Genomic DNA, 26,288 nt, shown 5'->3' on the forward strand with positions numbered 1-26,288 from the left:
ATCCACTTGTTATGACTTCGCGAGTCGTTTTCGTCGACCTTCAGGTCGCGGCTAATGAGAGTTTTTTCATGGCTAAGAACTTTCATTAGTCGCGATACGTGAAATCACTACAAAAGTGGACATCATTACATGACGCTTATGTTTGTGTTGGTTATAATTGACCAGCAAATAGAAAGCGGAATATATTTAAGGAAATTCACGTGAATCCTATCGTAAAGACTTTCCAGTACGGTAACCACACGGTTACTCTTGAGACTGGTGTTATAGCACGTCAAGCGACTGCTGCAGTAATGGTTAGCATGGACGACACTTCAGTGTTCGTTTCTGTTGTTGGTAAGAAAACAGCAGTAGAAGGCCAAGACTTCTTCCCGCTAACAGTGAACTACCAAGAGCGTACTTACGCTGCAGGTAAGATCCCTGGTGGTTTCTTCAAGCGTGAAGGTCGCCCTTCAGAAGGCGAAACACTGACTGCACGTCTAATTGACCGTCCAATCCGTCCGCTATTCCCTGACGATTTTAAAAACGAAGTACAAGTTATTGCCACTGTGGTTTCTGTAAATCCTGCAGTTAACCCTGATATGGTAACAATGATTGGTACATCAGCGGCATTAGCTATTTCTGGTATTCCATTCAATGGTCCTATCGGTGCTGCACGTGTAGGTTACATTAACGATCAATTCGTTCTTAACCCAAGCAATGTAGAACTAGAAGAAAGCCGTCTAGATCTTGTTGTTGCTGGTACTAAAGATGCTGTTCTAATGGTTGAATCAGAAGCTGATCGCCTATCTGAAGAGCAAATGCTACAAGCAGTAGTGTTCGGTCACGACCAACAGCAAGTTGTTATCAATGCAATCAATGAGTTTGCAGCTGAAGTTGCAACACCAGCTTGGGATTGGACTGCTCCTGCAGAGAACACAGCACTTAAAACTAAGATCGCTGAACTTGCTGAAGCTAAGCTTGTTGAAGCTTACCAAATCACAGAGAAAATGGCGCGTTACGACCGTATTCATGAGATTGCTGCTGAAGTAAATGACGCAATTCTTGCTGAAGATGTTGATGCAAACGCGAAAGAAATCCACACTATCTTCCACGATCTAGAGAAGACAGTTGTACGTGGCCGTATCATTGCAGGTCTTCCACGTATCGATGGTCGTGAAAAGGACATGGTTCGTGCGCTAGACGTACGTACTGGTGTACTTCCACGTACTCACGGTTCTTCACTATTTACACGTGGTGAAACGCAAGCACTTGTTACTGCAACATTGGGTACACAACGTGATGCTCAAATCATTGATAGCATCATGGGTGAGAAGAAAGATCACTTCCTTCTTCACTACAACTTCCCTCCATACTGTGTAGGTGAAACTGGTTTCGTTGGTTCGCCTAAGCGTCGTGAAATTGGTCACGGTAAGTTGGCGAAGCGTGGTATTCAAGCTGTTATGCCTTCTGTTGACGAGTTCCCGTACACAGTGCGTGTAGTATCAGAAATCACTGAATCTAACGGTTCATCTTCAATGGCTTCTGTATGTGGTACTTCACTTGCTCTTATGGACGCTGGTGTGCCAATCAAAGCATCTGTTGCGGGTATCGCAATGGGTCTTGTGAAAGAAGGCGATGATTTCGTTGTTCTTTCTGACATTCTTGGTGATGAAGATCACCTAGGTGACATGGACTTTAAAGTAGCGGGTACTGACGACGGTATCACAGCACTTCAGATGGATATCAAGATTGAAGGTATCACTAAAGAGATCATGGAAATTGCACTTAACCAAGCTAAAGGCGCGCGTAAGCACATCCTTAGCGTAATGGATAACGCAATTAACTCTCCTCGTGAAGATATCTCTCAGTTTGCTCCTCGCATTCACATGATGAAGATCAACCCTGAGAAGATCAAAGATGTTATCGGTAAAGGTGGTGCAGTTATCCGTGCACTTACTGAAGAAACTGGTACTACAATCGAAATCGAAGACGATGGTACAGTGAAGATCGCTGCGACTGAAGGGACTGCTGCACAAGAAGCAATCCGTCGTATCGAAGAAATCACAGCTGACGTTGAAGTTGGCCGTGTTTACACTGGTAAAGTAATGCGTATCGTTGATTTCGGTGCATTTGTATCAGTGATCGGTGCTAAAGAAGGTCTAGTTCACATTTCTCAAATCTCACAAGATCGTGTAGAGAAAGTGTCTGATTACCTACAGATGGGTCAAGAAGTTCAAGTTAAAGTACTTGAAATCGACCGTCAAGGCCGTATCCGTCTAAGCATGAAAGAAGCAGTAGAAGCGCCAGCCGCAGCTCCTGCACAAGACGAGCAGCCACAAGGCTAAACGTTTTGCTAATATCATGATATAAAGGGGCTTAATAGCCCCTTTTTTTGATCCAAATATTATCATAGACGCTGGATCGTCATTGATGTCACAGGGAGAAATGAGTTGATAATACGCCATCTTCAATATGTTGTAATTGCGTCAGTGCTGATGTTGAGTGGTTGTTCAGCAATGCCAACAACATGGACCCATCCGCCAATGGCGATTCCTTATCAACCTAGTTTGCAGCAGCAAATCCAGTTGGCACGAATTGAGCAAATATTACAGCAACCCAATATTCCTCAAACAACATTAGCGACCATTTATTATGATCGCGGTTTACTGCATGACAGTTTAGGTTTACGTGATTTAGCACGACTTGATTTTAATAAATCGTTAACGTTAAACCCTAACCAGCCTGATTTATATAATGTTGCCGGGGTTATTTTCACTCAAATGGGGTTGTTTGATTTAGCTTATGAAGCGTTTGATTCGACCTTGGATCTCGCTCCAGAGCATCCTTATGCACACCGTAATCGAGGTATCGCGCTTTATTATGGTGAGCGTTACGATTTAGCGAATGATGATTTATTGCCGCATTACCAGCTGGATATTAATGATCCTTATCGAGTAATTTGGCTCTACATTAATGATTTGAAATTTGTGCCAGAGCAAGCTCAAACATTACTTCAACAACGTTATGCGGCGAGTGATAAACAAGATTGGGGCTGGCAGATTGTGCGTATGTATCTTGGTGATATTAGTGAAGCGCAATTTTTAACTGAGATTGCCGAGCAGAGTAAAGATAATCAACAGTTGGCTTTGCGATTAACTGAAGGCTATTTTTATTTAGCGCAGCGCTATCAAAATCAACAAGATTATTCGACTGCAGTTATGCTGTATAAACTTGCACTAGCGGGTAATGTGTATGAGTTTGTTGAACATCGACTGTCTTTACTTGAATTGGATCGTATTTTAACCGCTGAGCAAAATGCAGCACCAGTGGAACCAGTTCCTCCAAACGCATAGTCATCATGATTTTCTATAAAAATAGCCGCTATGAAAAGCGGCTATTTTTTTATTTTAATCGAATCTCGAACCTCGAACCTCTAACGAATATCTAATCCTGCAAGATTATGCCAATAGCCATTACATTGATGACCATCAGCCAGAGGATGACGAATCGTACTTTGCTCATTAGCACGGAAATCATCGATTAAGGTGAGGGTATCAAGTCCCATAGGGCTTAACCTGACTACATCGACCATATCTTTCATGCCTTTCAAATCGTTGATCAAGTTATAGCAGTAGCCTGATTGGGTTTGAATGCCATTGAGGGTGAAGATTTTTTGATCTTCTTGACTGTTCACAGTGATCCCTTGTGGATACTTGATACAACAAGTCTCACAATCATCTTTAGCTTTATTTTCAGCTCGAGCAGTAAAGCAGCGGGCTGAATAGGCAAGAGGTAAATAACCATAGCTAAAGACTTCGGTTTCGAATTGTTGACGGATACCTAAAGCCTCACATTCGGTAAGTGTGTTAGCTAACCAATCACGAGACAGTTCAACCGGCATACACCAACGGGTCATGCCTTGTTTAACAAATAGTTTGAGGGTTTGGGCGTTATAGCAGTTAACCGCAGGACCAACCACAAACGGCACCTTGCTTTGTGATGCAAGTTGAATCGCAGATACATCGTTAGCTTCAACAATAAAGTCGCCGTTATCGATATATTTTTTCATGATGTTAACTTCGCTAGGCGCTTCTAGCAATGCCATGGTTGATAGCACGACTTGCTTACCATTGGTGGCAAGTTCTTTCGCAATATCTATCCATTGAGCTGGTTTTAGGGCACGACGTTTAGAGCACACCGTCTCACCTAAATAAATAATATCAACATTACTGTGCTTTGCTTGCTGATAAAAGGTTTCAACATCATGCTGAGGCCAAAAGTATAATAATGGCCCTAGTGAGTATTTCATTAATGATCCCTTATTGCCATTTGCGGTGGTATGCACCTAACGTCGTTTGCTTACCTTCAGACAGGTTACCCAGACATGCATTCCATGCTGGATTAACACTGTAGCCTTCAGGATTTGCTAAATAGTGGTCAATTGCTGCACGCCAAGTACGGGTTACTTGCTCAACATAAGCAGGGCTGCGTTGGCGACCTTCAATTTTAACTGATGCAATATTAGCCTTAAATAGCTCAGGTAAAATTTCTAGGGTATTAAGGCTAGTTGGCTCTTCTAGTGCGTGATAGCGCTTGTTTTCACCGTCGATATTAATATCAAATCGGCCTTTACATAGCGTGGGATAACCAGCATTTTCACCTTGAGTATAGCGATCAATTAAAATTTCATTTAAGCGCGATTCTAATCCTTGTGGTGTTTCTTGCCAGCGAACATACTTTGCTGGAGAACAAGCACCAACCGTATTGGGGGATTCGCCTGTCATGTAAGATGATAAATAGCAGCGTCCTTCAGACATAATACATAAACTACCAAAAGCAAAAACTTCTAATTGCATATCAGTATTACGGGCTAATTGCTTAACTTGATGGATAGAAAGTACCCGCGGTAACACGACGCGTTTGATATTGAAATTTTGCTGGTAATAATCGATTGCAGCGGTGTTAGTTGCTGATGCCTGCACTGAGAGATGTAACTCTAAATCAGGGTAAGTGGTTGCGGCATATTCAAGTACGCCAATATCAGCCACGATCAGAGCATCAACGCCCATTGCCGCTGCGTTATCAACCGCTTTAGTCCAGCGACTAAAGCCATCTGGGTGAGCAAAGGTATTTAAAGCCACATGTAATTTACGATCGTGATCTTTTACATATTGTACGGCTTTTTCAAGCTTGCGATCGGTGAAGTTTAAACCAGCAAAGTGGCGGGCGTTAGTATCGTCCTTAAAACCGATATAAACTGCATCTGCACCGTTATCGATAGCTGTTTTTAATGCTGGAAGATTACCAGCGGGGCAAAGAAGCTCCATGTTATTTATTATCCAATCTTTGCATAAAAGCGATGCCATCATAGTAAAAGTGTTTATGGCGGCAGATCTTGATGTTAGGCAGGTTTGGTTGATATTAAACAATAAAATTGTTACTAAATGATCGTGTTTTGAGGTTCATATCAGCCATTAAGATAAACTTTTTCCTTTAATAACAAGTCTTCAAGTTCTTGCTTTGGCATTGGGCGGTGAAAATGAAATCCTTGAATATAGTCGCAATTAAGGTTTGATAGTAAAGTTGCTTGTTGGCGAGTTTCAATGCCTTCTGCCACTACACTCATGTTGAGTGATTTACCTAAATTGATGATATTTTCGATGAGGGTAATTTGTCTCGGAATGGTATCAATATCTTTAATAAAAGCGCGATCAATTTTGAGTTCATCTAGCGGAAACCTCGCTAAATAAGACAATGATGAATATCCGGTACCAAAGTCATCAATAGATAATGCAAACCCTTGTTGCTTAATGGCATTGAGCATTTGGATGGTATGTTCACCGTCGCTCATTACTGAACTTTCGGTAAGCTCAAAGGTAAAATCTGCCGCATTGATTCCTGTTGATTGACGTAGTTTATCGACAAAACTAATTAATTTAGGATTTTCAAATTGTTGTGATGATAAGTTGATTGCTACTCGCCCTTTTAAGAGCTGTTGTTTTTTCCATTGCTTAACGGTAGTAAATACCTCTCGCATCACCACACGGCCTAGTTGCTCGATGAGACCAGATCGTTCAGCAACAGGAATAAATTGGGCTGGGCTAATGTAGCCCTCAACGGGGTGCTTCCAACGAACTAATGCTTCTGCACCGTCAATTTCAAAATTTTTGGCGTTAACTTTAGGTTGATACCATACTTCTAAGCCATTATTTTGCAGTGCTTTTTGTAGTTCTATTTCCAGCCATAATCGCATTCGAGCTTCTTTACTCATTGCATCACTGAAAACCACTAACCGATTTCTACCGCGATTTTTGGCTTCATACATTGCAGTGTCGGCATTTTGCAACATCATGCGCGCATCATGGCCATTACCCGGCGATTTAACCATCCCAATTGAGCAGGCAAGGTGCTTACTAAAATAACGCAGATCAAAGGGTTGGTTAACTAACGCAATGATTTGTTCTGCAATTATTTCACCGCTATTTTCATGTTCAGGGTGTGCCAGTAAAACGGCAAATTCATCACCACTTAAATGACCAATAAGCGCATTTTTAGGTAACAGTTGTTGCAATCGCAGCGCAATTTCTTGCAGGACTTTATCACCAATATGATGCCCTAATGAGTCATTGATGTTTTTAAAGTTATCAATGTCGATATATAGCATAAATAGCGGTGTATTGGCTTTCATTAGCAGTTCAAGTTGGCGACTAAAGCCATAGCGATTATAAAGGCCCGTTAAAGGATCCAGTTGAGTTAATTGCTCAATTTTATGCTGTTGTTCATCAGTGCTGGTGTCGGGAGTGAGCTTTATTAGTAATGCCGCTTCCCCCATCATGGTAATAGCCGTTGTCGTTACCATCAATGGCGAGTGAGCATCATTATGAGCAGAATAATAATGGCGATTATTGTTATGGGTTGCTTGAGCGAATGTTTTACTGTGACAAGGTTGTTTCTTATTATCGAGTAACACATGATCAAGTGCTTGTCCGAGTAAGGCATTTTTTGAGGTCATACCCAATAGTTCAACGGCGCGTTGATTGGCATTCATGATGATATTTTTTTCAATCACACAGATACCATCAGTCATCAGGTTTTGAAGTTGGGTCAGTTGATGCTCTGATTCTTGCAATGAGTTGATTAATACATGGCGTTCTGAAGTATCTACGGAATGTAAAATAATATGATCAATTTTACCGTCGACATTCGTTAACGGTGCCAAGCTAATGTGCAAACTGGTGTGATGATCAGTGTCATTGATAATAATTTCAGCTTCAATAACTTCGCCATTAAATGCACGTTCGTAATAAGGTTTTAAGCATTGATAGTAGTAGCTACCAAGAGTGTCAATATCATTACTACCAATGAGTTCGTGTTGTGGTTTACCACTGATATCACTATAACGATTATTAACACTATGATAGTGGTGTTGGTCGTTAAGAATCGCAAATAGGAAAGGACTATTATTTGTCAGTAATGGAAACCAATAGTCAAGTTGCTCTATTTGCATGAATGTCTAATCCTTAGCGTTATATTTGAATGTTAATAATAAGTTGGTGCTAAATCATAGTTAGTGTAAATGTTAGTGAGGGTAAATATAATGTTTATTAACAAAATAATAGTGAGTTTTTCTAGAGCAGTTGCTTTTTTTTGACTCAAGGCATAAAACAAATGGCTAAGATTGCCATACAATTCATTTTTAGCGTTCGATTTTAAACAGGAATACAAATAGTGATTGCTCAACTTAGACGAAAATTGGTTCAACGCGGCCCGGCATTCTTACGTGTCCCTGCAAAGCTAACCCCGTTCGCTATTCAAAAGAAAATGATGCTTGATGGCTTGGCGATGGTTTTTAAAGAAGCTTTAGAGGACGGTGATTTTGAGTTTCTTGAAGATCGTTGGCTAAAAGTTGAAGTGCGTGATTTAGGGTTACAGTGGTTTATTAGTTATCAAGATCAGCAGTTGGTTGTTGCTGAGCAATGCGACCAGCATGATGTAAGCTTTAGTGGTGAGTGTAATGACTTAGTATTAATTGCGGCACGCAAAGAAGATCCTGATACACTGTTCTTCCAACGTCGTCTTCGTATAGAAGGGGATACTGAACTGGGGCTGGAAGTAAAGAATTTGATGGATAGTATTGATCTTGATTCTTTACCTGCTCTGGTAAAATTTGTGTTACAGCAATCAGCTGATTTTATTCATCAGGGAATGCAGACTAACGTGATTGAGAAAGAGGTTATACATGCTCATTAGATCTGAAGCGCCTGCTGATATTCTATTAATTGATGCATTGTTAAAATCAGTTTTTGAGACTGACGCCGAAGCTAATTTGGTGATGCGTTTACGTGAAAATGGCTGTCGTACATTGTCATTAGTTGCTTGTACAGATGATGGTGAAGTGATTGGGCATGCTTTTTTTAGTCCGGTAACGGTCGCTGGACAAGAAACGAATTGGCAAGGTCTTGCTCCTTTAGCTGTGCGTGAGGATCATCGCCATCAAGGGGTTGGTCTAGCATTATTAGCGGAAGCGCAAGCAACGTTAGCCGATTTTGATTATCCGACAGTGGTGGTATTAGGTGATCCTAATTATTATCAGCAAGCGGGTTATCAACCGGCACTTAAGTATGGTTTAACATGCAGTTGGCCCGGCACTGAAGAGGCTTTCATGGTGTTAGAAGTTGTGCCTGGTAGTGTTAAACAATATCAAGGTTTGGTTGAATATTGTGAAGAGTTTAATGCGTTAGCCTAATCATGTGGTTAATAGCCAAAATAAAAAGCCACACTGGACATTAACGACAACACGTTAATAATGGTGTGGCTTTTTGGTTTTTATTAACAACCTATTCATAGATTGGTGCAACAAGGTTAATATTGAGAATTAAGAATTCTTTATTTGTCATTTAGCTTAATATTTAGTGGTGGTATTTTGTCGCTAAGAAATAATTCTTAAGGAATAGCATCGATGATCCCACGTAGTATTACCTCACCTAAAAAATTTATTATTGGCCAAAACCTGTTACCGCAACTGGATGGGTTTATTAAAGATTTTGGTAATAATGCTTTATTGATTTGTGATGAATTTATTCTTAATAAAGTACAAGCTGAAGCATTACCCTCTTTACAGCAAGCGAGCATTACCGCTCATGCAGAACAATTTCAATATGAATGTACTGATACTGAAATTGGTCGTATTCATGAGATAGTAAAACACCACGGCGCAAATGTTGTAGTGGGTATCGGTGGTGGTAAAACTATGGATGTTGCCAAAGCGGTGGCGCATTTTGCTAAAATTCCAGTGATTATTTTTCCAACCATCGCTTCAACGGATGCGCCTTGTACTGCATTATCAGTGATATATAAAGACGATGGTGAGTTTGATCGTTACTTGTTCTTACCTCAAAATCCAGATGCGGTTATAGCTGATACCGGTATCATTGCTGCTGCTCCAACGAAGTTTTTTGCTGCTGGTATTGGTGATGCTCTTGCTACTTTCTTTGAAGCACGTGCTTGTTGTTATGCCGATGGACTAAACTTAGTCCAAAAACGAGTATCACGTACTGGTTTAGGTATGGCACTAATGTGTTATGAACTGATTGTTGAAAATGTTGAAATGGCTATGGACGCAGCACGCCGTCATGTCGTTACTCCAGCATTAGAAGAAATGGTTGAAGCGACTATTTACTTAAGCGGGGTTGGTGCTGAGTCTGGTGGTTTAGCTGCTGCACATGCGATCAGCAACGGTATGTCATCACTACCGCAACTACATCATATTCAACATGGTGAAAAAGTCGCTTTTGGTTTACTAACCCAATTGGTATTAGAAAAAGCTGACGCAGAAGAGATTGAAAACGTTATTTATGTAATGAAAACAGCAGGTCTACCATTAACACTTGCCGATTTTGGCATTGAAGAAATGGTTGAAGCTGATTGGCGTCAAGTCGCTGAAATTGCTTGTGCTGAAGGTGATACCATGGGCAATATGCCCGTTAAAGTGAATGCAGAGCGTGTTTACCAAGCAATGGTTGCCGCAGATGCATTAGCTCAACGTTACCATGATTAATGCTTAAGCTTGATGATCACTGAATAATAAACAATGCCGACTTGCTGTCGGCATTGTTGTTTTTAGGCAGTGGAATACAGATGGTTATAGTTTATGAGTACAAACTGACGTGGATTTGTTAGGATCGGCCTCCATTTATATTCCATAGCAGGTAGGGTATGAAGCAACGCGATATTCAGGTGTTACAGGAAATGGGGATCACCTATTGGCAAGTACGAAAGCCAGAGCTTTTTCCTAACCAAGTGCTGCCTGTGATCAATCTACCCGCTGAGTGTAAGCTGCTTTTTATTACAGCAGAGGAATTGGATGAGCATGATGCTTGGTTGTTTGGACGGATTTTATCTAGTATGAAATTAGCACCATCTCAAGCTTTATCATTGCCGTTATCGGCGCTTGATCAAATCGCAGAGCACCATTTAGATTGGTGTTGGTTTGCGGGTTGCCAAGGGGCGCACCCTAGTGGCTGTCAGGTACTGAATTCGGCCTCATTAAAACTAATGCATAATGATCCTTCATCTAAGAAGGCGTTATGGCAACAGATTTGTAGTTATGACTCATAAAATTATTCCGTTAGAAGCACACCATACTGATGATGTTTGGCGTATAGAACAAGCCGCTAATACTTTTCCATGGGCAGAGTCAATGATCCGTAAGGAACCGAATCGCATAGCGGCTAACTATGTGTTAGTGGTTGACGAACAGGTTGTTGGTTATTGTTTTGGACAATTGGTCGCAGGTGAAGGCACATTACTTAATATCGCTATTGATCCTGCTCAGCAACGTAAGGGTTACGGGAAGTTGTTACTTAATGGTTTTATTGATGCACTAGAAGCGAAACAAGCGGAAGAAATTTGGCTTGAAGTACGAGAAAGCAACTTAGGTGCTTATAAATTGTATGAAGCGACTGGATTTAATGAAACCAATCGTCGCGTAGGCTATTACCCAGCGGTTGATGGTCGCGAAGATGCGTTGATCATGGCCTATATGTTTATGCCTTTTGGCTGATTAAGCTATAAAAATACCAATAAAAAGGCCGTATTCAGATGAATACGGCCTTTTTTGTATTAATAACTAGAAAGTAGATTAGTGCTCACGCGTTGCGCGGAAATCACCTTCAGGGAAACGTTCTTTAGCAAGGTTTAGATTAACCATTGTTGGGGCGATGTAAGATAAATTATCACCGCCGTCTAATGCTAGGTGTGATTGGTTCTTACGCTTGAATTCTTCAAGTTTCTTAGCATCGTCACATTCAACCCAACGCGCTGTTGCAACGTTAACGCCTTCATAAATCGCTTCAACGTTGTATTCAGCTTTAAGACGTGCAACAACCACATCAAACTGAAGTACACCCACCGCACCAACGATTAAATCGTTGTTTTGTAGCGGACGGAATACCTGTACCGCACCTTCTTCTGAAAGTTGTACTAAGCCTTTTAGCAATTGCTTTTGCTTAAGTGGATCTTTTAGACGAATTCGACGGAATAGTTCAGGAGCAAAGTTTGGAATACCAGCAAACTTAAGGTTCTCACCTTGAGTAAAGGTATCACCAATTTGAATTGTGCCGTGGTTATGTAAACCAATAATATCACCCGCATAAGCAACTTCAGCGCGTGAACGGTCACCCGCCATGAAGGTTACCGCATCAGAAATACTTACGCTCTTACCAGTACGAACATGGTTCATCTTCATACCTTGGTTGTAAGTACCTGAAACTATACGCATAAATGCAATACGGTCACGGTGCTTTGGATCCATGTTCGCTTGGATTTTAAACACGAAGCCTGAAAATTTCTCTTCGGTCGCTTCTACTTCACGGGTATTTGCTTGACGAGGTAATGGTGCTGGAGCCCATTGAGTTAAGCCATCAAGCATATGGTCAACACCAAAGTTACCCAGTGCAGTACCAAAGAAAACAGGCGTTAGCTCACCGGCTAAAAATAGCTCAAGATCAAACTCATTTGATGCGCCAATCACTAATTCTAGTTCTTCGCGTAAGTTTGCTGCTAAATCGCTACCAATAGCCACATCAAGCTCTGGGTTATCTAAGCCTTTAATGATGCGTTGTTCTTGAATAGTATGGCCTTGACCTGTGCTGTAAAGAAGCGTTTCATCACGGTGAATATGGTAAACACCTTTGAACTCTTTACCACAACCAATAGGCCATGAGATAGGTGCACATGCCATACCTAGTTCAACTTCAACTTCATCAAGCAATTCCATTGGATCACGTGTTTCGCGGTCCAATTTGTTCATGAAGGTAACGATAGGTGTGTCACGTAGGCGAGTAACTTCCATTAGCTTACGAGTACGATCCTCGACACCTTTAGCGGCATCGATAACCATTAGACAGGAGTCAACGGCTGTTAGGGTACGGTAAGTATCTTCAGAGAAGTCTTCGTGTCCTGGAGTATCAAGTAAGTTAACCAAACAATTGTTGTAAGGAAACTGCATAACCGATGTGGTTACCGAGATACCACGTTCTTTTTCCATCTCCATCCAGTCAGATTTTGCATGCTGGTTAGAACCACGACCTTTTACTGTACCAGCTTTTTGGATCGCGTTTCCGAACAACAATACTTTTTCAGTAATGGTGGTTTTACCCGCATCGGGGTGGGAGATAATAGCGAAAGTACGACGTTTAGATACTTCGCCCTGAAACTGTGTTAGCGACATTAGCATGTTCTTTTTGAATGGAGTGCATTATCCGCTATTGTCGCTGATTTTACCCTTAGACTCAATCTAGCCGCAGTGAGAATTACCAACAAAGATAAAGAATGACGTGTTTGACGGTTAATTTGAGTAATATTAACCATAATACTTGCCCTAATAGAGACTCAAAGTATGTCCGTAGTAACTAATCATTCAGTCATAATAGATAGCCATTGCCATTTTGATTTCGCTCCGTTTGCAGAAAATCCGCACCAAGCGTGGACACAAGCACAGCAAGCTGGCGTTAAAGCGATGGTTATTCCGACGGTTGGTCGCAGTAATTGGCAGACAGTTTCTGCCTTATGTCAGCAACTCTCAGGCTTATATTATGGGTTGGGTATTCATCCTTTTTTTAACCACCAACATAGTTCTGAGGTTGTTGCTGAGTTAACAGCACGGCTTGCTGAAGCAAAAGAAGATGATCGTTGTGTGGCGGTGGGAGAGTGTGGGTTAGATTTTGCAGTAGCTGGCGCTCAGCGAGAGCTACAGCTTGAATGGTTACGAGCACAATTGCTATTAGCCAATAGCTATAAGCTACCTGTGATTTTGCATTGCCGTAAAGCTTTTCCTGAATTGGTGCAGTTACTTCGCCAACATCCACCCATGGCGGGAGGGGTTTATCATGGTTTTAGTGGCAGTTACCAGCAAGCTACTCAGCTTGTTGATCTTGGTATCAAAATTGGAGTTGGTGGCACAATTACCTATAGTCGAGCTAAAAAAACGCGGGCAACAGTCGCAAAATTGCCGTTATCAGCATTATTGTTGGAAACCGATGCACCTGATATGCCTGTTGCAGGTTATCAAGGTCAACCGAATCGACCTGAGCGGTTAGTCGATATTGCGATGGTACTGGCTGAAATTAGAGCTGAGGATTATGCACAAGTCGCACAGGTCACAACCTTAACAACGGCTGAATTATTTCAAATAAAGCTGTGATTCTGCTGCCAAAGCCAAACGTTTGCGCTAACCGTTTACATCATCATACCTCTTATGTGTGATTCCGATCACAATAGCGAATTCTAATACATCAAGTTTCCTCATAAACTGTGATCTTGGCATTACATCATCACCAACTCCATGAGTATAATGCGCCAACTCTTAAAGAGCCGAACTGTCAAGACGCCAAAACTTAACTATAGGATTCCATAAATCATGAGCCTGCTAATGAGCCTTGTTGGGATGGTGGTACTGCTACTAATTGCTGTACTACTTTCTGATAACCGTAAAGCGATCAATCTACGTACTGTTGGTGGCGCATTTGCTATCCAATTCCTGTTGGTGCATTTGTACTCTATGTACCTGTAGGCCGTGATGTGCTGTATGGTATGTCACAAGCAGTTGCTAACGTTATTGCTTACGGTAATGACGGTATTAACTTCTTGTTCGGCGGCCTAACCTCAAACAAGATGTTTGAAGTGTTCGGTGGTGGCGGTTTCGTTTTCGCCTTGCGTGTTCTGCCAGTTATCGTGTTCTTCTCTGCTCTTATTAGTGTGTTGTACTACTTAGGTATCATGCAGGTTGTAATCAATATTCTTGGTGGCGGTCTACGTAAAGTACTGGGTACATCACATGCAGAATCAATGTCTGCAACAGCGAATATCTTTGTTGGTCAAACAGAAGCACCTTTAGTTATTCGTCCATTCGTACCTAAGATGACTCAATCTGAGCTATTTGCAGTAATGTGTGGTGGTTTGGCATCAGTTGCTGGTGGTGTACTAGCAGGTTATGCACAAATGGGTGTACCACTAGAGTACTTGATTGCGGCGTCATTTATGGCAGCACCAGGTGGTCTATTATTCGCAAAAATCATCAAGCCAGAAACTGAGCAGCCAATTGAGCAGCTAGGTGACAATGTTGATGAAGCTGAAGAAAAACCAGCAAACATTTTTGATGCTGCAGCTGCAGGTGCATCATCAGGTATGCAACTAGCATTAAACGTTGGCGCAATGCTACTAGCGTTCATTGGTTTAATTGCACTAGTAAACGGTATGTTAGGTGGTATCGGCGGTTGGTTCGGTATGCCTCAGTTAACGCTAGAATTAATTCTAGGTTACATCTTCTCACCATTAGCATTCCTAATTGGTGTGCCATGGGGCGAAGCACAACTTGCTGGTTCATTCATCGGTCAAAAGATTGTTGTTAACGAATTCGTAGCTTACCTAAACTTTGCCCCTTACTTAAAAGATGTGGCTGACGGCGGTATGTTAGTAGCAGAGACTGGTGCGGTAATGTCTGATAAGACGAAAGCAATCATTTCATTCGCATTGTGTGGTTTCGCTAACTTATCTTCAGTCGCTATCCTACTGGGTGGTATTGGTAGTCTTGCACCAACTCGTCGTGCTGAAATCGCTCGCTTTGGTATGAAGGCTGTTGCGGCTGGTACGTTATCTAACCTAATGTCTGCAACCATTGCTGGTCTATTTATTACTCTTGCTGCATCGTAATAACTAGCCTCAAACGATAAAAGAAAAAGCGTCACAGTGAATACTGTGGCGCTTTTTTGTTTTAACGAGCTGTTTTAATCGGGTAGTTTGTTGGAATAGGAGTAGGGGCAAATTAATTTGATTGGGTGGGTGATATTTAATGTAATAAAATCGATTGCGTTCCCCTTTCTAAATTCTCACTCTGTTATTATTCGCTTGTAGAAACAATTCAGTAGTTGCGGTTAATAAATTATTGCCGTTATTTGCATGATAAATAACAGTTATGCAAAAAGAGCTATTTTTTTTTGATCAAGTCGCATTAGTTACGATTACACTTTTTATTTCAGTAAACATATTATCCACCACAGGAAACACGAGTTTAATAGTCGAGTCGTGGTTGAGTTGATATTATAAGTAAGTAAAACCTAAACAGGTTAGGGTAACTTTATCTAAGATTAGGTAGCTCACGCGGTGATAGGGATAGTAACCAAGACAACATTAATTTGTTGCAGGGTCTTCAAGGAATAACGTCCGCTCATAGATGACAGCGATAGTAGATGTCGTTGCATTGCAGTGAAATTGATTAGGTCACTGCTGAATTCATACCGAGTATTCAGGTAGTACTATTAATACTACCGCGATCAAACATTACGACTGGAGATAGTCATGAGCGATTTAAAAGCTGCAGCACTACGTGCATTAAAATTAATGGATCTTACAACATTAAATGAAGACGACACTGATGAAAAAGTGATCGCACTATGTAAGAATGCAAAAACAGTTGTTGGTAACACTGCTGCAGTATGTATTTACCCTCGTTTTATCCCAGTAGCTAAGAAGCAGTTACGTGAGCAAGGTACACCAGATGTACGTATTGCAACTGTTACTAACTTCCCACACGGTAACGATGACATTGAGATCGCTGTTGCTGAAACTAAAGCCGCTGTTGCTTACGGCGCAGACGAAGTAGACGTAGTATTCCCATACCGCGCACTAATGGCGGGTAATGCAGAAGTAGGCTTTGAGCTTGTTAAGCAATGTAAAGCAGCGTGTGGCGATAACGTATTACTTAAAGTTATCATCGAGACTGGCGAGCTAAAAACGGAAGCACTTATTAAGCAAGCTTCTGAAATCTGTATCAATGCTGGTGCTGATTTTATTAAAACATCTACAGGTAAAGTGCCTGTAAACGCAACACCTGAATATGCTGAAATCATGCTTAATGTGATTAAAGATATGGGTGTAGCAAAAACAGTTGGCTTTAAGCCTGCTGGTGGCGTGCGTACTGCTGAAGATGCACAACAATACCTAGCAATGGCTAACACTATTCTTGGTGATGAGTGGGCAGATAGCCGTCATTACCGTTTCGGTGCATCAAGCCTACTTGCTAATTTACTTCACACGTTAGGTGAAGGCGAGCAAGCAGCACAAGGCGGCTACTAAGCTTCTTTGAATAAGGTGGCGTTATGCCACCTTATTATTCTTAGCACTAATTGTTTTATATTAGTGACAATTATCTAGGTTATTTTATCGTATTTATCAATGATGTATTGGCATCACTGGATGGATTCGTGCACGTAAATTTTAGCAAAATAATAGCTTAATTTTACAATAGATAATTAATTCCCCCCATTGAAAAACATATCAGTAAGAGGATCGTCATGTACTTACCTCAAGAAATTATTCGTAAAAAACGCGACAACATTGCTTTGACTGCCGATGAAATTAATTTTTTCATTCAAGGTGTTGCTAAAAACACTGTCTCTGAAGGTCAAATCGCTGCATTTGCAATGGCGGTTTATTTTAATGATATGACCATGGATGAGCGGGTCGCATTAACCTGTGCAATGCGTGATTCAGGAATGGTGATTGATTGGGGCCATATGAATTTTGATGGTCCGATTGTTGATAAGCATTCAACCGGTGGTGTGGGTGATGTGACCTCTTTAATGCTGGGCGCAATGGTAGCCGCATGTGGCGGCTATGTACCAATGATTTCTGGTCGTGGCCTTGGTCATACAGGTGGTACGTTAGATAAACTGGAATCGATTCCAGGTTATAACATTACGCCAAGCAATGAAGTGTTCGGTAAAGTTACTAAAGAAGCGGGTGTGGCAATTATCGGTCAAACGGGTGATTTAGCACCTGCAGATAAACGTGTTTACGCGACACGTGATGTTACTGCAACCGTTGATAATATTTCATTGATCACTGCATCTATTCTGTCTAAGAAATTAGCTGCTGGTCTCGATTACTTAGTCATGGACGTTAAAGTAGGTTCTGGCGCATTTATGCCAACTTACGCAGCATCAGAAGAACTTGCTAAATCTATTGTTGCCGTTGCTAATGGTGCTGGTACTTGTACTTCAGCGTTATTGACTGATATGAACCAAGTGTTGGCATCAACAGCGGGTAATGCGCTTGAAGTACGTGAAGCGGTACAATTTCTAACGGGTGAATACCGTAACCCACGTTTATACGAAGTTACCATGGCATTGTGTGCTGAAATGTTAGTTATCAGTAAACTTGCATCAGATTTACCGCAAGCACGTGCGAAACTTCAAGCAGTGTTAGATAATGGTCAAGCAGCAGAACGTTTTGGCAAAATGGTTGCAGGTCTTGGTGGTCCAACTGATTTTATCGATAATTATGATAACTATCTTGATAAAGCAGAAATCGTTAAACCTGTATTTGCTGAAACAACCGGTTTTGCGAGTGCAATGGATACTCGTGGTTTAGGCATGGCTGTGGTAGGTATGGGCGGTGGTCGTCGTGTCGCTAGCGACAGCATCGATTATGCCGTTGGTTTATCTGATATGATTCGTCTTGGTGATGAAGTGTATGCTGATACCCCATTAGCAATGGTACATGCACGTACTGAGGCACAGTGGCAAGAAGCTGCTAAAGCTGTACGTGCCAATATTACTATTGCAGAAGCACCGTCAGAAGCAACCCCTGAAGTATACCGTCGCATTGGCAAGCAAGATGTATAACGGAGCAAAAATGAAACGTTCAATTATTTTAGTTTTAGATTCTTTTGGTATCGGCGCGACTGAAGATGCGGTTGATTTTGGTGATGTAGGTGCAAATACCCTTGGCCACATTGCAGAAGCATGTGCGCGCGGTGAAGCTGATAATGGCGATCGTAGTGGTGCTCTACATTTACCAAACCTCACTAAACTTGGTTTAGCAAAAGCCTGTGAAGAGTCATGCGGTAGTTTCCCTGAAGGTATGGATGCTGATGTTGAAATCGTTGGTGCCTACGGCCATGCGAAAGAAATTTCATCAGGAAAAGATACGCCTTCTGGTCACTGGGAAATTGCAGGTGTGCCGGTATTGTTTGATTGGGGCTATTTCAGTGATAAAACCAATAGTTTTCCTAAAGAGCTAACTGATCGCATCCTTGAGCGTGCAGGTCTCGATGGTTACTTAGGTAACTGCCATGCATCAGGTACACAAGTACTGGATGACTTGGGTGAAGAGCACATGCAAACAGGTAAACCAATTTTCTATACATCTGCTGACTCTGTATTCCAAATTGCATGTCATGAAGAGACTTACGGTCTTGATAAGTTGATGGAACTTTGTCATATCGTGCGTGAAGAGCTAGAAGATTATAATATTGGTCGTGTTATTGCGCGTCCATTTATTGGCGCAGGCAAAGGTCAATTTGAGCGTACGGGTAACCGTCGTGACTTATCACTTGAGCCACCTGCAACAACTATTTTGCAAAAGTTAGTTGAAGAAAAGCAAGGCGAAGTGATTTCTATCGGTAAGATTTCTGATATCTATGCTGGTTGTGGTATTTCTCGCAAAGTAAAAGCAACCGGTATTCCCGCTTTATTTGATGCAACGCTAGCACAAATTGAAGTTGCTGGTGATAACAGTATCGTCTTCACTAACTTCGTTGATTTTGACTCAGCTTATGGCCACCGTCGTAATGTAGCGGGTTATGCTGCCGCGTTAGAATATTTTGATCGTCGTTTACCTGAAATTTTAGCATTGCTAAAAGAAGATGATGTGCTAATTATTACTGCTGATCATGGTTGCGATCCAACATGGCCAGGTACTGATCATACACGTGAGCATATTCCTGTGATTGTAACTGGACCAAAAGTTAAAGCAGGATCATTAGGTCGTCGCGAAACATTTGCGGATATTGGTCAAAGTCTTGCCGAGCATTTTGGTACATCTGATATGGCTTATGGTAAGTCGTTTCTATAAACCTAATATAGTGGCATTATCTTAATCATCAAGGCGAGGAATCATTGGATAAATCGCCTTGATTAGTATAAAAGTATGCATGTTTGTACGGTAGCGATTGTTGTCGTTATCTGAACGATATTAAGCGGTTATTAGTCATCGGTGGTGGGTGTTTTAAATAGATATGGCCGCCACTGGTAACTGATTCAATTAACAAAAGGATATAACTATGGCTACTCCACATATTAATGCTGAAATGGGTGATTTTGCAGATGTCGTGCTGATGCCTGGTGATCCACTACGTGCTAAGTTCATTGCAGAGACATTCCTAGAAAATGTTACTGAAGTATGTAATGTACGTAGCATGCTTGGCTTCACTGGTACTTACAAAGGTCGTAAGATCTCTGTTATGGGCCACGGCATGGGTATTCCTTCTTGTTCTATCTATGCGACAGAGTTAATTAAAGACTTTGGCGTGAAGAAAATTATCCGTGTTGGTAGTTGTGGTGCTGTACGTGATGACGTTAAATTGCGTGATGTTGTTATCGGCATGGGCGCATCAACAGATTCTAAAGTAAACCGTATCCGTTTTGGTGGCCATGACTTCGCAGCAATTGCTGATTTCGGTATGGTACAAAATGCAGTAGATGCAGCAAAAGCAAAAGGTATTCCAGTTAAAGTGGGTAATATCTTCTCAGCTGATTTGTTCTACAATCCTGATTTTGATTTCTTCAAAACAATGGATAAATACGGCATTGTTGGTGTTGAAATGGAAGCTGCTGGTATTTATGGCGTAGCTGCAGAATTTGGTGCTAAAGCACTGACTATTTGTACTGTTTCTGATCATATTCTACGTGGCGAAGCAACAACATCAGAAGAGCGTCAATTAACGTTCAACGAGATGATTGAAATTGCGCTAGAATCAGTATTACTTGGTGATGCTGAGTAATCGTGAACTGAAAAGGTACTCTGATTGAGTGCTCATCAGAATAAAAAAAGCGGTAACAGTGTCAGCTGTTGCCGCTTTTTTATGGATATTAGTTAGTACTATTGGCGATGATTGCGTAGGAAAGGAAAGTTACCTTGATAATGCTGACGGCTAAATACTAGCATCAGTAATCCACCAAGGATCAATGCTGCAATGATTAGGCCTCGAATAATGGCAGTCATAGAAGCCATTTGAGCAAAAGCATGCGCCAGTAGTTTATCGTGTTCAAGAGTGATCCGCATAAATCCAATAATGTGGCCGTTAAGTAATACCGGCTCTGCAATTTGTTGACGGCCAATACTTGCTATCGCTAATGGGGTAGAAAGTCCGGTTAACTGCTCTAGTGGCATTGCAGCTTTAGTTTTTGCTAATACCACCCCTTCAAGATTATAAATGCTAGCATCTAAGATCAATGGTTCAGTGGTTAAATTTTGAACCAATAATTGCAGTTGATCTTGGTCTTTATTTTCAAGATCTACCGCTGCATTTTGAGCCGCTTGACGCACAATAATTTGTGATAAGGTTTGAGTTTGTTCACTGAGCAGTTGGTAGTTTTGTTGGCTAAGTAATGCACCATATTGGAGTATGCCGATAAATGTTAATAAACATATTAGCAATATAACGGTTTTATGCAGACGCTGACGTTGCCACCGTTTGGTATTCCATTGGATCATTAATATCACTCGATTATCCTAGTTACAGTTATTCTACACTAAAAAAATAATGGATGATTATTTCCCCTTCAGGGAAGTGTTAAACTTTATTAACAAATAATAGTTATTAATGATTAGTTGTAAGTTGATTGCGTAAGTTGCTAATTATATGGATTTTAATTTGATTTTTTTGTTAGTGATATAACAGTCAATTTTCAATTGGGCTTGCTCTTCTGGAATACAATCGTTAGGTTTGTAGTAACTAAATTGTTAAGGATGACGTAATGGACGTTGCTAACGTACTCAAAATCAATAAACACCCGACCTTATTTAAACGCTTTCCAGAAATACTCTCTGTCACTAATACCAGCAAGCGCCAAGCGAGTTGGCTGGTATATGGTAAACAAATTTCCACTGATAATATTGATGCGATTAATGATGTTGCACTGAGTGCTATTGAAATTGTCGCGGCATGGAAAGTGGGAGCCTATGATGCAATTTTAATTGCCAGTGAGCTAACGGTAGAGCAACAACAGGTGGTGCTTGAACAACAGTTAGATTTTGCTTATGTCAGTGACATTCCTGATTTATCTATGCCTGGAATTGTAGTGTTAGATATGGACTCCACTGCAATTGAGATTGAATGTATTGATGAAATCGCAAAACTAGCTGGTGTCGGTGAAGAAGTGGCTGCGGTCACTGAGCGAGCAATGCTTGGTGAATTAGATTTTGAACAGAGTTTACGCCAGCGAGTGGCAACCTTAGCCGGTGCTGACGAAACGATTTTAACTCAAGTACGTGATAAATTACCTTTGATGGCTGAATTACCTCAATTAATCACAACTTTGCATCATTATGGATGGCAAGTGGCGATTGCATCAGGAGGATTCACCTACTTTTCAGATCACTTGCAGCAGCAATTTAACTTGGTATCAGCAACCTCAAACACGCTTGAAATTATTGACGGTAAGTTAACGGGTAAGGTGATTGGCAAAGTCGTTGACGCTAAAGCAAAAGCGGAAATATTACTGGCACTAGCCGAAGAGTTTGATATCGAGCCACATAATACTGTCGCTGTTGGCGATGGTGCTAATGATTTATTGATGATGGAAGTTGCTGGATTAGGGGTGGCTTATCATGCTAAGCCGATGGTTGAGCAACAGGCAAATGTTGCTGTTCGTCATGCTGACTTAGGCGCGGTGATTTGTATTTTATCAGCATCGCTAGCTGAGCAACGTTTAGCATGGTGATGCTGGCATAGTATCGTTATCGGCTTAATAAATCGCACCTAATAAAGGTGCGATGTGTTAACTAAGGTTAGTGAATTTCAAGCCGAATTAATACTTCATCGGTAATGTCTGAGATTTCACCGCAGCCCATTAATGAGGTAAATTCTATCTCTAATGCGCGTGCTCGATGGAGGGTTAAGCGTGCTAATTGACTGAGTTTTTCACCAATTAATGCCGTGAGTGGATTTAATAATGGTAATGCCGTGATCCGCAACGCAAACAGATCGCCTTGTTGGCGTGCTTGGTGAATATAAGTACGTAGGCTAGCAACATCATCAAAATCCTCCCGTAGTTTAGTCTCAACTTTATGTATTTTATTACCGTGAAACTCAACCGCTAAATATAACTCATGAATAAAAGGCGGTTGTTGCTTGTCTCGTGGCCGCATAGGATCTGCCAGCAACTCTTTAACGCGTTGTTTGAAAATAACATCAAGATTGAAGCGATTATTATTATTCAGTTGCTGGAGCATATTCGCCAGTGGTGATAATGGTAAATTAGATCCGACAGCTTTGACTTTTATTTTATGATCAATCTTCTCCGCAAAATAAGGCAAGCTATGCAGTCTCGTTAGTAACATTTGATGCATCGCTAATAACATTGCTGGAGAGGGTTGGGGCTCTTTACAAAGTGGCAATTTTTCAAGGTTAGATGCAATTAAATTACGTAGAAATTGCCCACCTAATAAACCTTCTTCATTTTCAATGGTTGTTAACTGAATATTTTTACCATTAGGACTGGTACGAACGATCTGATAAGGCATATTTTTTAAAATATCATTTTTAGTGCTACGGGCCAGTTTAGTGAACCCAATTATTACCGTATCACCTTGTTTACACCGTAATGGTTGATCCAAATTAATATTAAGTCCACGACTTGAAAAGTCGATCGAATGGCCGCTAATATTGTCATCACCTTGGTGTAATGTGATGGTTGTTTGATAGCTAAACCGAGATTCACTTCGCAGTGGTTTAGGATCAAAATGAATCGCTTCAGCTTGGCTGATTGGATTTCGAGGATGACGAAATTGGTTTAGCTCTTGGGCAACTAAGGTTGATGGAGCACCGCAGAGATAATCAGATTGTATTTGGGAGTGAGTTAAATCCTGTAAGGTACCAATATGTGATAAATCCTGACAACAAGGCATCATTTCTGGAGTGAGTTTTGCCAATGTTTGCACATCTGTTGACGTCAAAGGGGATAGCGTTAATTGCATCACGCGCCAACTTTTACGTTTAGCGCCTACTTGCCAAAATAATAGCCGTTGCTGGCGGGTCATTTCAGACAATGCCGCCGAATAAAAATAACGTTGACCTTGATGCTCATGAAAGAAGCTATAAATTAAGGTACTGGTTTGTGAGACCTGACTTAATCCAAGGTTAGTCATGCGTGTTGTTGATAACAGATGATTAATCACTGGCTGATTACGCTCATCATGCCAATATTGCCATTGGTGTTGATTATGATCCGTTAACAGGCTGTATTTAAGGTGTGTTCCTGCAAAAAATAATGGCATCGTTGTCGTATGTTTTAAATAGCAATGCTCAAAACCTTGCGTGCGCAGTTGAATAATTTTATCGTCATGGTTATTACGACTTAATGACTGATGCTGATCATGCTTAATGATTGCCTGAAGTGCCGTATTTTCAGTTAATGCCAATAATCGTAACCATTTTACACTGTCGTTATCTTGAATCTCATCAATGCCTAAAATACGATAGTGGTGACTTAGATTAAGACGAGCATCTTGATATTGCTGCGCTAATTGTGGAAACGAAGCTGCGATGGTTTGGCCTAGTTGATAGTCAAATGCTGCTGGTACTTTACACTTAGCCCCAGAAAGAGAAATATCGACTGTTGTGGCTAAGACTTGTTGATTGTTGGCTAACGTTAATGCCATCGGTGTCGCAATACTGAGCCTACTTTCTTCACGGCTAAGGTAGTATCCAAATCGAATCAGTCGCGCTTGGAACAAGCTCGATTGGGTATCTGTTGTAGCAGTGTCTACTGGTGGTGCTTTTTGTTGTTGGTGAATAATACGAAAATTGTTATGGGTATTAATTAATTCTTCATACAGCCCATAGCAATATTGTCCGCCAAATACTGCATTGCGGTGATGATAAATATTAATAGCGACATCGTCCAACCAATGACTATGACCATTAAATGTATATTGTCGACATTGACCTTTAACCCGCCCTCGCAGATCAATAGTTTTATTGCAAGGAGTCATCAAGCGATTGATTTCCATTTTTATTTGTAGCCGCACAGGACCCGTTTCGTGTTCAGTCAATAACTTGAACGTGGTCTCAAAATCGGGTTTGTTATAAATTGGCAATAATTGCTCAATCAGTGCTTTATAATCGTCGAGGTGCATGATTTGGTCATATTGATGAATGGCTAGTTGTACTATCGACCTGTAGAGTAAAAAATTTAGGTTTAACTGACATATATTTGTCGTTATTCGATAGTTTCTTGACGCTAATGTGATTAGCGATTGTGAACAATAACTGATATAGGATTTAGAATGGCAAAAGCAGCAAAACGAGCATATGTATGTAGTGATTGTGGAATGGACTTTGCGCGCTGGCAAGGCCAATGTTCAGGATGTAAGTCATGGAATACGATCACTGAATTTACTATTCCGAATACTAAAACAGGCGTAGTAACCTCAGCTCGTTCAAGTTTGTCAGGCTATGCAGGCATTGCTGGTGGTGGCTCTAAAAAATTACATGAGGTTGAAGCGGTTGATGCTCAGAAAATGCTAACCGGTATTGGTGAGCTTGATCGAGTATTATGTGGTGGATTAACCACAGGTTCTGTGAATATTATTTCAGGCGATCCTGGTGCGGGTAAAACGACATTATTGTCAGACTTAGTGGCGCGAATGTCGAAATTAATGCCATCGTTGTACTGTACTGCGGAAGAATCGTTATCCCAGTTTAAAAACCGAGTTAATCGCTTAAAGTTAGACTGCAACGAAGATAACTTGTACTTAATGGCTGAAACCAGTGTTGAAGCAATTATTGCCGAATTGGATGCGAAGCAGATTAAATTTGCAGTTATCGACTCAATTCAAGCGGTATCAACGGAGTTAGCTAATGGTAGCCCCGGTTCACCATCACAAGTAAAAACGGCTGCTCAATCACTAACGCAATACTGTAAACAAAATAACGTTACGATGTTTTTGATTGCGCATGTTAATAAAAATAACGAGATAGCAGGCCCACAAACATTGGTACATATTGTCGATGCTTTACTGCATATCGATACCAATGATGGTCAAGTGCGTACATTACGTGCCAATAAAAACCGTTTTGGTGATGTTGATACTGTTGGTATTTTCCGTATGACAGAGCGCGGCATGCTCAGTGTCGATAACCCAAGTGAAATATTTCTATCGGGATCAACGACGGAATCTTCTGGCTCAGCGATCACCTGTATTCGAAAAGGTAACCGTAATATTTTACTTGAAATTCAATGTTTAACCACAGAGACCGAAGGAGAGTTTCCACAACGGGTCTGTGTCGGGTTAAACATGAATCGAATTAAAATGTTAACCGGTATTTTACGAAAACATGCTAAGACCAAAATCTTCCATGATACTTTTTTCAATATTGTCGGAGGATTAAAAATTGATGAATCTGAGACGTGCATCGATTTGGCACTCGTCGCGGCCTTATTAAGTAGCTTAAATGAATTTGTGGTACCGCGTACAACCTGCATTATGGGAGAGTTAAGTCTCAATGGTGACGTGCGTCCGATAGATAGCGGTGTACCGCGAGTAAAAGAAGCTGCTCAGCATGGATTTACCGAGATTTTTATTCCTTATCGTAACTACCATAAATCAATGGAAGGACTGGGTGCCAAAATTGTGGCAGTGAAAACTATCCATGAATTAATTGAGTTAATTAACTAATTATCATTGAGTAAATTTTTCTCAATAAAAGGCCAATCGCAATAATGTGATTGGCCTTTTTAATCGGT

20 protein-coding genes and 1 pseudogene are annotated in these 26,288 nt (G+C 41.0%); 15 read left to right on the forward strand and 6 right to left on the reverse strand.

The features are described from left to right. Positions 1-200: 200 nt before the first annotated feature. Positions 201-2,324, forward strand: a complete 2,124-nt coding sequence (gene pnp / locus C0W29_RS12240) for a polyribonucleotide nucleotidyltransferase (protein ID WP_045042278.1) — start codon at positions 201-203, stop codon at positions 2,322-2,324. Positions 2,325-2,429: 105 nt separating this feature from the next. Continuing rightward, positions 2,430-3,332 (forward strand): lipoprotein NlpI, encoded by a 903-nt coding sequence (nlpI, locus tag C0W29_RS12245; protein ID WP_080888852.1) that lies wholly within the window; start codon positions 2,430-2,432, stop codon positions 3,330-3,332. A gap of 80 nt (positions 3,333-3,412) precedes the next feature. Here nlpI and C0W29_RS12250 read toward each other — a convergent pair whose 3' ends face one another. The 3 genes from C0W29_RS12250 to C0W29_RS12260 all read right to left on the reverse strand — a co-directional run bounded on the left by C0W29_RS12250 (position 3,413) and on the right by C0W29_RS12260 (position 7,486). Then, positions 3,413-4,288 carry a U32 family peptidase gene (locus C0W29_RS12250; RefSeq protein WP_036795970.1) on the reverse strand — a complete coding sequence of 292 codons (876 nt, stop codon included), beginning with the start codon at positions 4,286-4,288 and terminating at the stop codon, positions 3,413-3,415. A gap of 10 nt (positions 4,289-4,298) precedes the next feature. Then, the gene (gene ubiU / locus C0W29_RS12255; protein ID WP_045042280.1) at positions 4,299-5,306 is read right to left on the reverse strand and encodes a ubiquinone anaerobic biosynthesis protein UbiU; all 1,008 of its coding nucleotides are present in this window, start codon (positions 5,304-5,306) and stop codon (positions 4,299-4,301) included. 140 nt (positions 5,307-5,446) lie between these two features. After that, entirely contained in the window at positions 5,447-7,486 is a 2,040-nt protein-coding gene (locus tag C0W29_RS12260) for a sensor domain-containing protein (protein ID WP_045045125.1), read from the reverse strand. A 221-nt stretch (positions 7,487-7,707) separates the two neighbouring features. Here C0W29_RS12260 and ubiT point away from each other — a divergent pair, with 221 nt between their 5' ends. The 5 genes from ubiT to rimI all read left to right on the forward strand — a co-directional run bounded on the left by ubiT (position 7,708) and on the right by rimI (position 11,041). Beyond that, positions 7,708-8,229: a ubiquinone anaerobic biosynthesis accessory factor UbiT gene (gene ubiT / locus C0W29_RS12265; RefSeq protein WP_045042282.1), complete on the forward strand. Its 522-nt coding sequence runs from the start codon at positions 7,708-7,710 to the stop codon at positions 8,227-8,229. Beyond that, a complete protein-coding gene (locus tag C0W29_RS12270; protein ID WP_045045126.1) occupies positions 8,219-8,725 on the forward strand; it encodes a GNAT family N-acetyltransferase in 507 nt (168 codons plus the stop codon). The genes ubiT and C0W29_RS12270 overlap by 11 nt, the downstream gene beginning before the upstream one ends. A 213-nt stretch (positions 8,726-8,938) precedes the next feature. Beyond that, entirely contained in the window at positions 8,939-10,036 is a 1,098-nt protein-coding gene (locus C0W29_RS12275) for a glycerol dehydrogenase (protein ID WP_045045127.1), read from the forward strand. A 158-nt stretch (positions 10,037-10,194) separates the two neighbouring features. After that, complete coding sequence (locus C0W29_RS12280) at positions 10,195-10,596, forward strand: DNA polymerase III subunit psi (RefSeq protein ID WP_045042284.1); 402 nt, start codon at positions 10,195-10,197, stop codon at positions 10,594-10,596. Next, positions 10,586-11,041, forward strand: a complete 456-nt coding sequence (gene rimI, locus C0W29_RS12285; RefSeq protein WP_045042285.1) for a ribosomal protein S18-alanine N-acetyltransferase — start codon at positions 10,586-10,588, stop codon at positions 11,039-11,041. The genes C0W29_RS12280 and rimI overlap by 11 nt, the downstream gene beginning before the upstream one ends. A 78-nt stretch (positions 11,042-11,119) precedes the next feature. Here the strand turns inward: rimI and prfC are convergent, their stop codons facing one another. Continuing rightward, a complete protein-coding gene (prfC, locus tag C0W29_RS12290) occupies positions 11,120-12,709 on the reverse strand; it encodes a peptide chain release factor 3 (protein ID WP_045042286.1) in 1,590 nt (529 codons plus the stop codon). 168 nt (positions 12,710-12,877) lie between these two features. Between prfC and C0W29_RS12295 the strand changes: the two genes are divergently transcribed. The 6 genes and pseudogenes from C0W29_RS12295 (at position 12,878) to deoD (ending at position 20,320) form a co-directional block, all read left to right on the forward strand. Continuing rightward, a complete protein-coding gene (locus C0W29_RS12295; RefSeq protein WP_235869018.1) occupies positions 12,878-13,681 on the forward strand; it encodes a TatD family hydrolase in 804 nt (267 codons plus the stop codon). Positions 13,682-13,897: 216 nt separating this feature from the next. Then, a pseudogene (locus C0W29_RS12300) lies at positions 13,898-15,189 on the forward strand (NupC/NupG family nucleoside CNT transporter). Between the two features lie 645 nt (positions 15,190-15,834). Then, on the forward strand, positions 15,835-16,611 hold the full coding sequence (gene deoC, locus C0W29_RS12305; protein WP_045042287.1) for a deoxyribose-phosphate aldolase: 777 nt from the start codon (positions 15,835-15,837) through the stop codon (positions 16,609-16,611). Positions 16,612-16,829: 218 nt separating this feature from the next. Continuing rightward, complete coding sequence (gene deoA / locus C0W29_RS12310; RefSeq protein ID WP_036795953.1) at positions 16,830-18,161, forward strand: thymidine phosphorylase; 1,332 nt, start codon at positions 16,830-16,832, stop codon at positions 18,159-18,161. Between the two features lie 10 nt (positions 18,162-18,171). After that, positions 18,172-19,392, forward strand: a complete 1,221-nt coding sequence (gene deoB, locus C0W29_RS12315) for a phosphopentomutase (RefSeq protein ID WP_036796480.1) — start codon at positions 18,172-18,174, stop codon at positions 19,390-19,392. Positions 19,393-19,600: 208 nt separating this feature from the next. Further along, positions 19,601-20,320: a purine-nucleoside phosphorylase gene (deoD, locus tag C0W29_RS12320; RefSeq protein WP_036795952.1), complete on the forward strand. Its 720-nt coding sequence runs from the start codon at positions 19,601-19,603 to the stop codon at positions 20,318-20,320. 98 nt (positions 20,321-20,418) lie between these two features. Here the strand turns inward: deoD and C0W29_RS12325 are convergent, their stop codons facing one another. Beyond that, the gene (locus C0W29_RS12325) at positions 20,419-21,033 is read right to left on the reverse strand and encodes a YtjB family periplasmic protein (protein WP_045042320.1); all 615 of its coding nucleotides are present in this window, start codon (positions 21,031-21,033) and stop codon (positions 20,419-20,421) included. 263 nt (positions 21,034-21,296) lie between these two features. On the opposite strand from C0W29_RS12325, the gene serB reads away from it, so the two are divergent. Beyond that, a complete protein-coding gene (serB, locus tag C0W29_RS12330; protein WP_045042288.1) occupies positions 21,297-22,262 on the forward strand; it encodes a phosphoserine phosphatase in 966 nt (321 codons plus the stop codon). Positions 22,263-22,329: 67 nt separating this feature from the next. On the opposite strand, the gene C0W29_RS12335 is transcribed toward serB, so the two are convergent. After that, positions 22,330-24,678, reverse strand: a complete 2,349-nt coding sequence (locus C0W29_RS12335) for a PilZ domain-containing protein (protein ID WP_045045128.1) — start codon at positions 24,676-24,678, stop codon at positions 22,330-22,332. A gap of 150 nt (positions 24,679-24,828) precedes the next feature. Between C0W29_RS12335 and radA the strand changes: the two genes are divergently transcribed. Then, a complete protein-coding gene (gene radA / locus C0W29_RS12340; RefSeq protein WP_036795948.1) occupies positions 24,829-26,220 on the forward strand; it encodes a DNA repair protein RadA in 1,392 nt (463 codons plus the stop codon). Positions 26,221-26,288: the final 68 nt, after the last annotated feature.

The sequence above is a fragment of the Photobacterium kishitanii genome (genome assembly GCF_003026355.1).
Classification (GTDB): domain Bacteria; phylum Pseudomonadota; class Gammaproteobacteria; order Enterobacterales; family Vibrionaceae; genus Photobacterium; species Photobacterium kishitanii.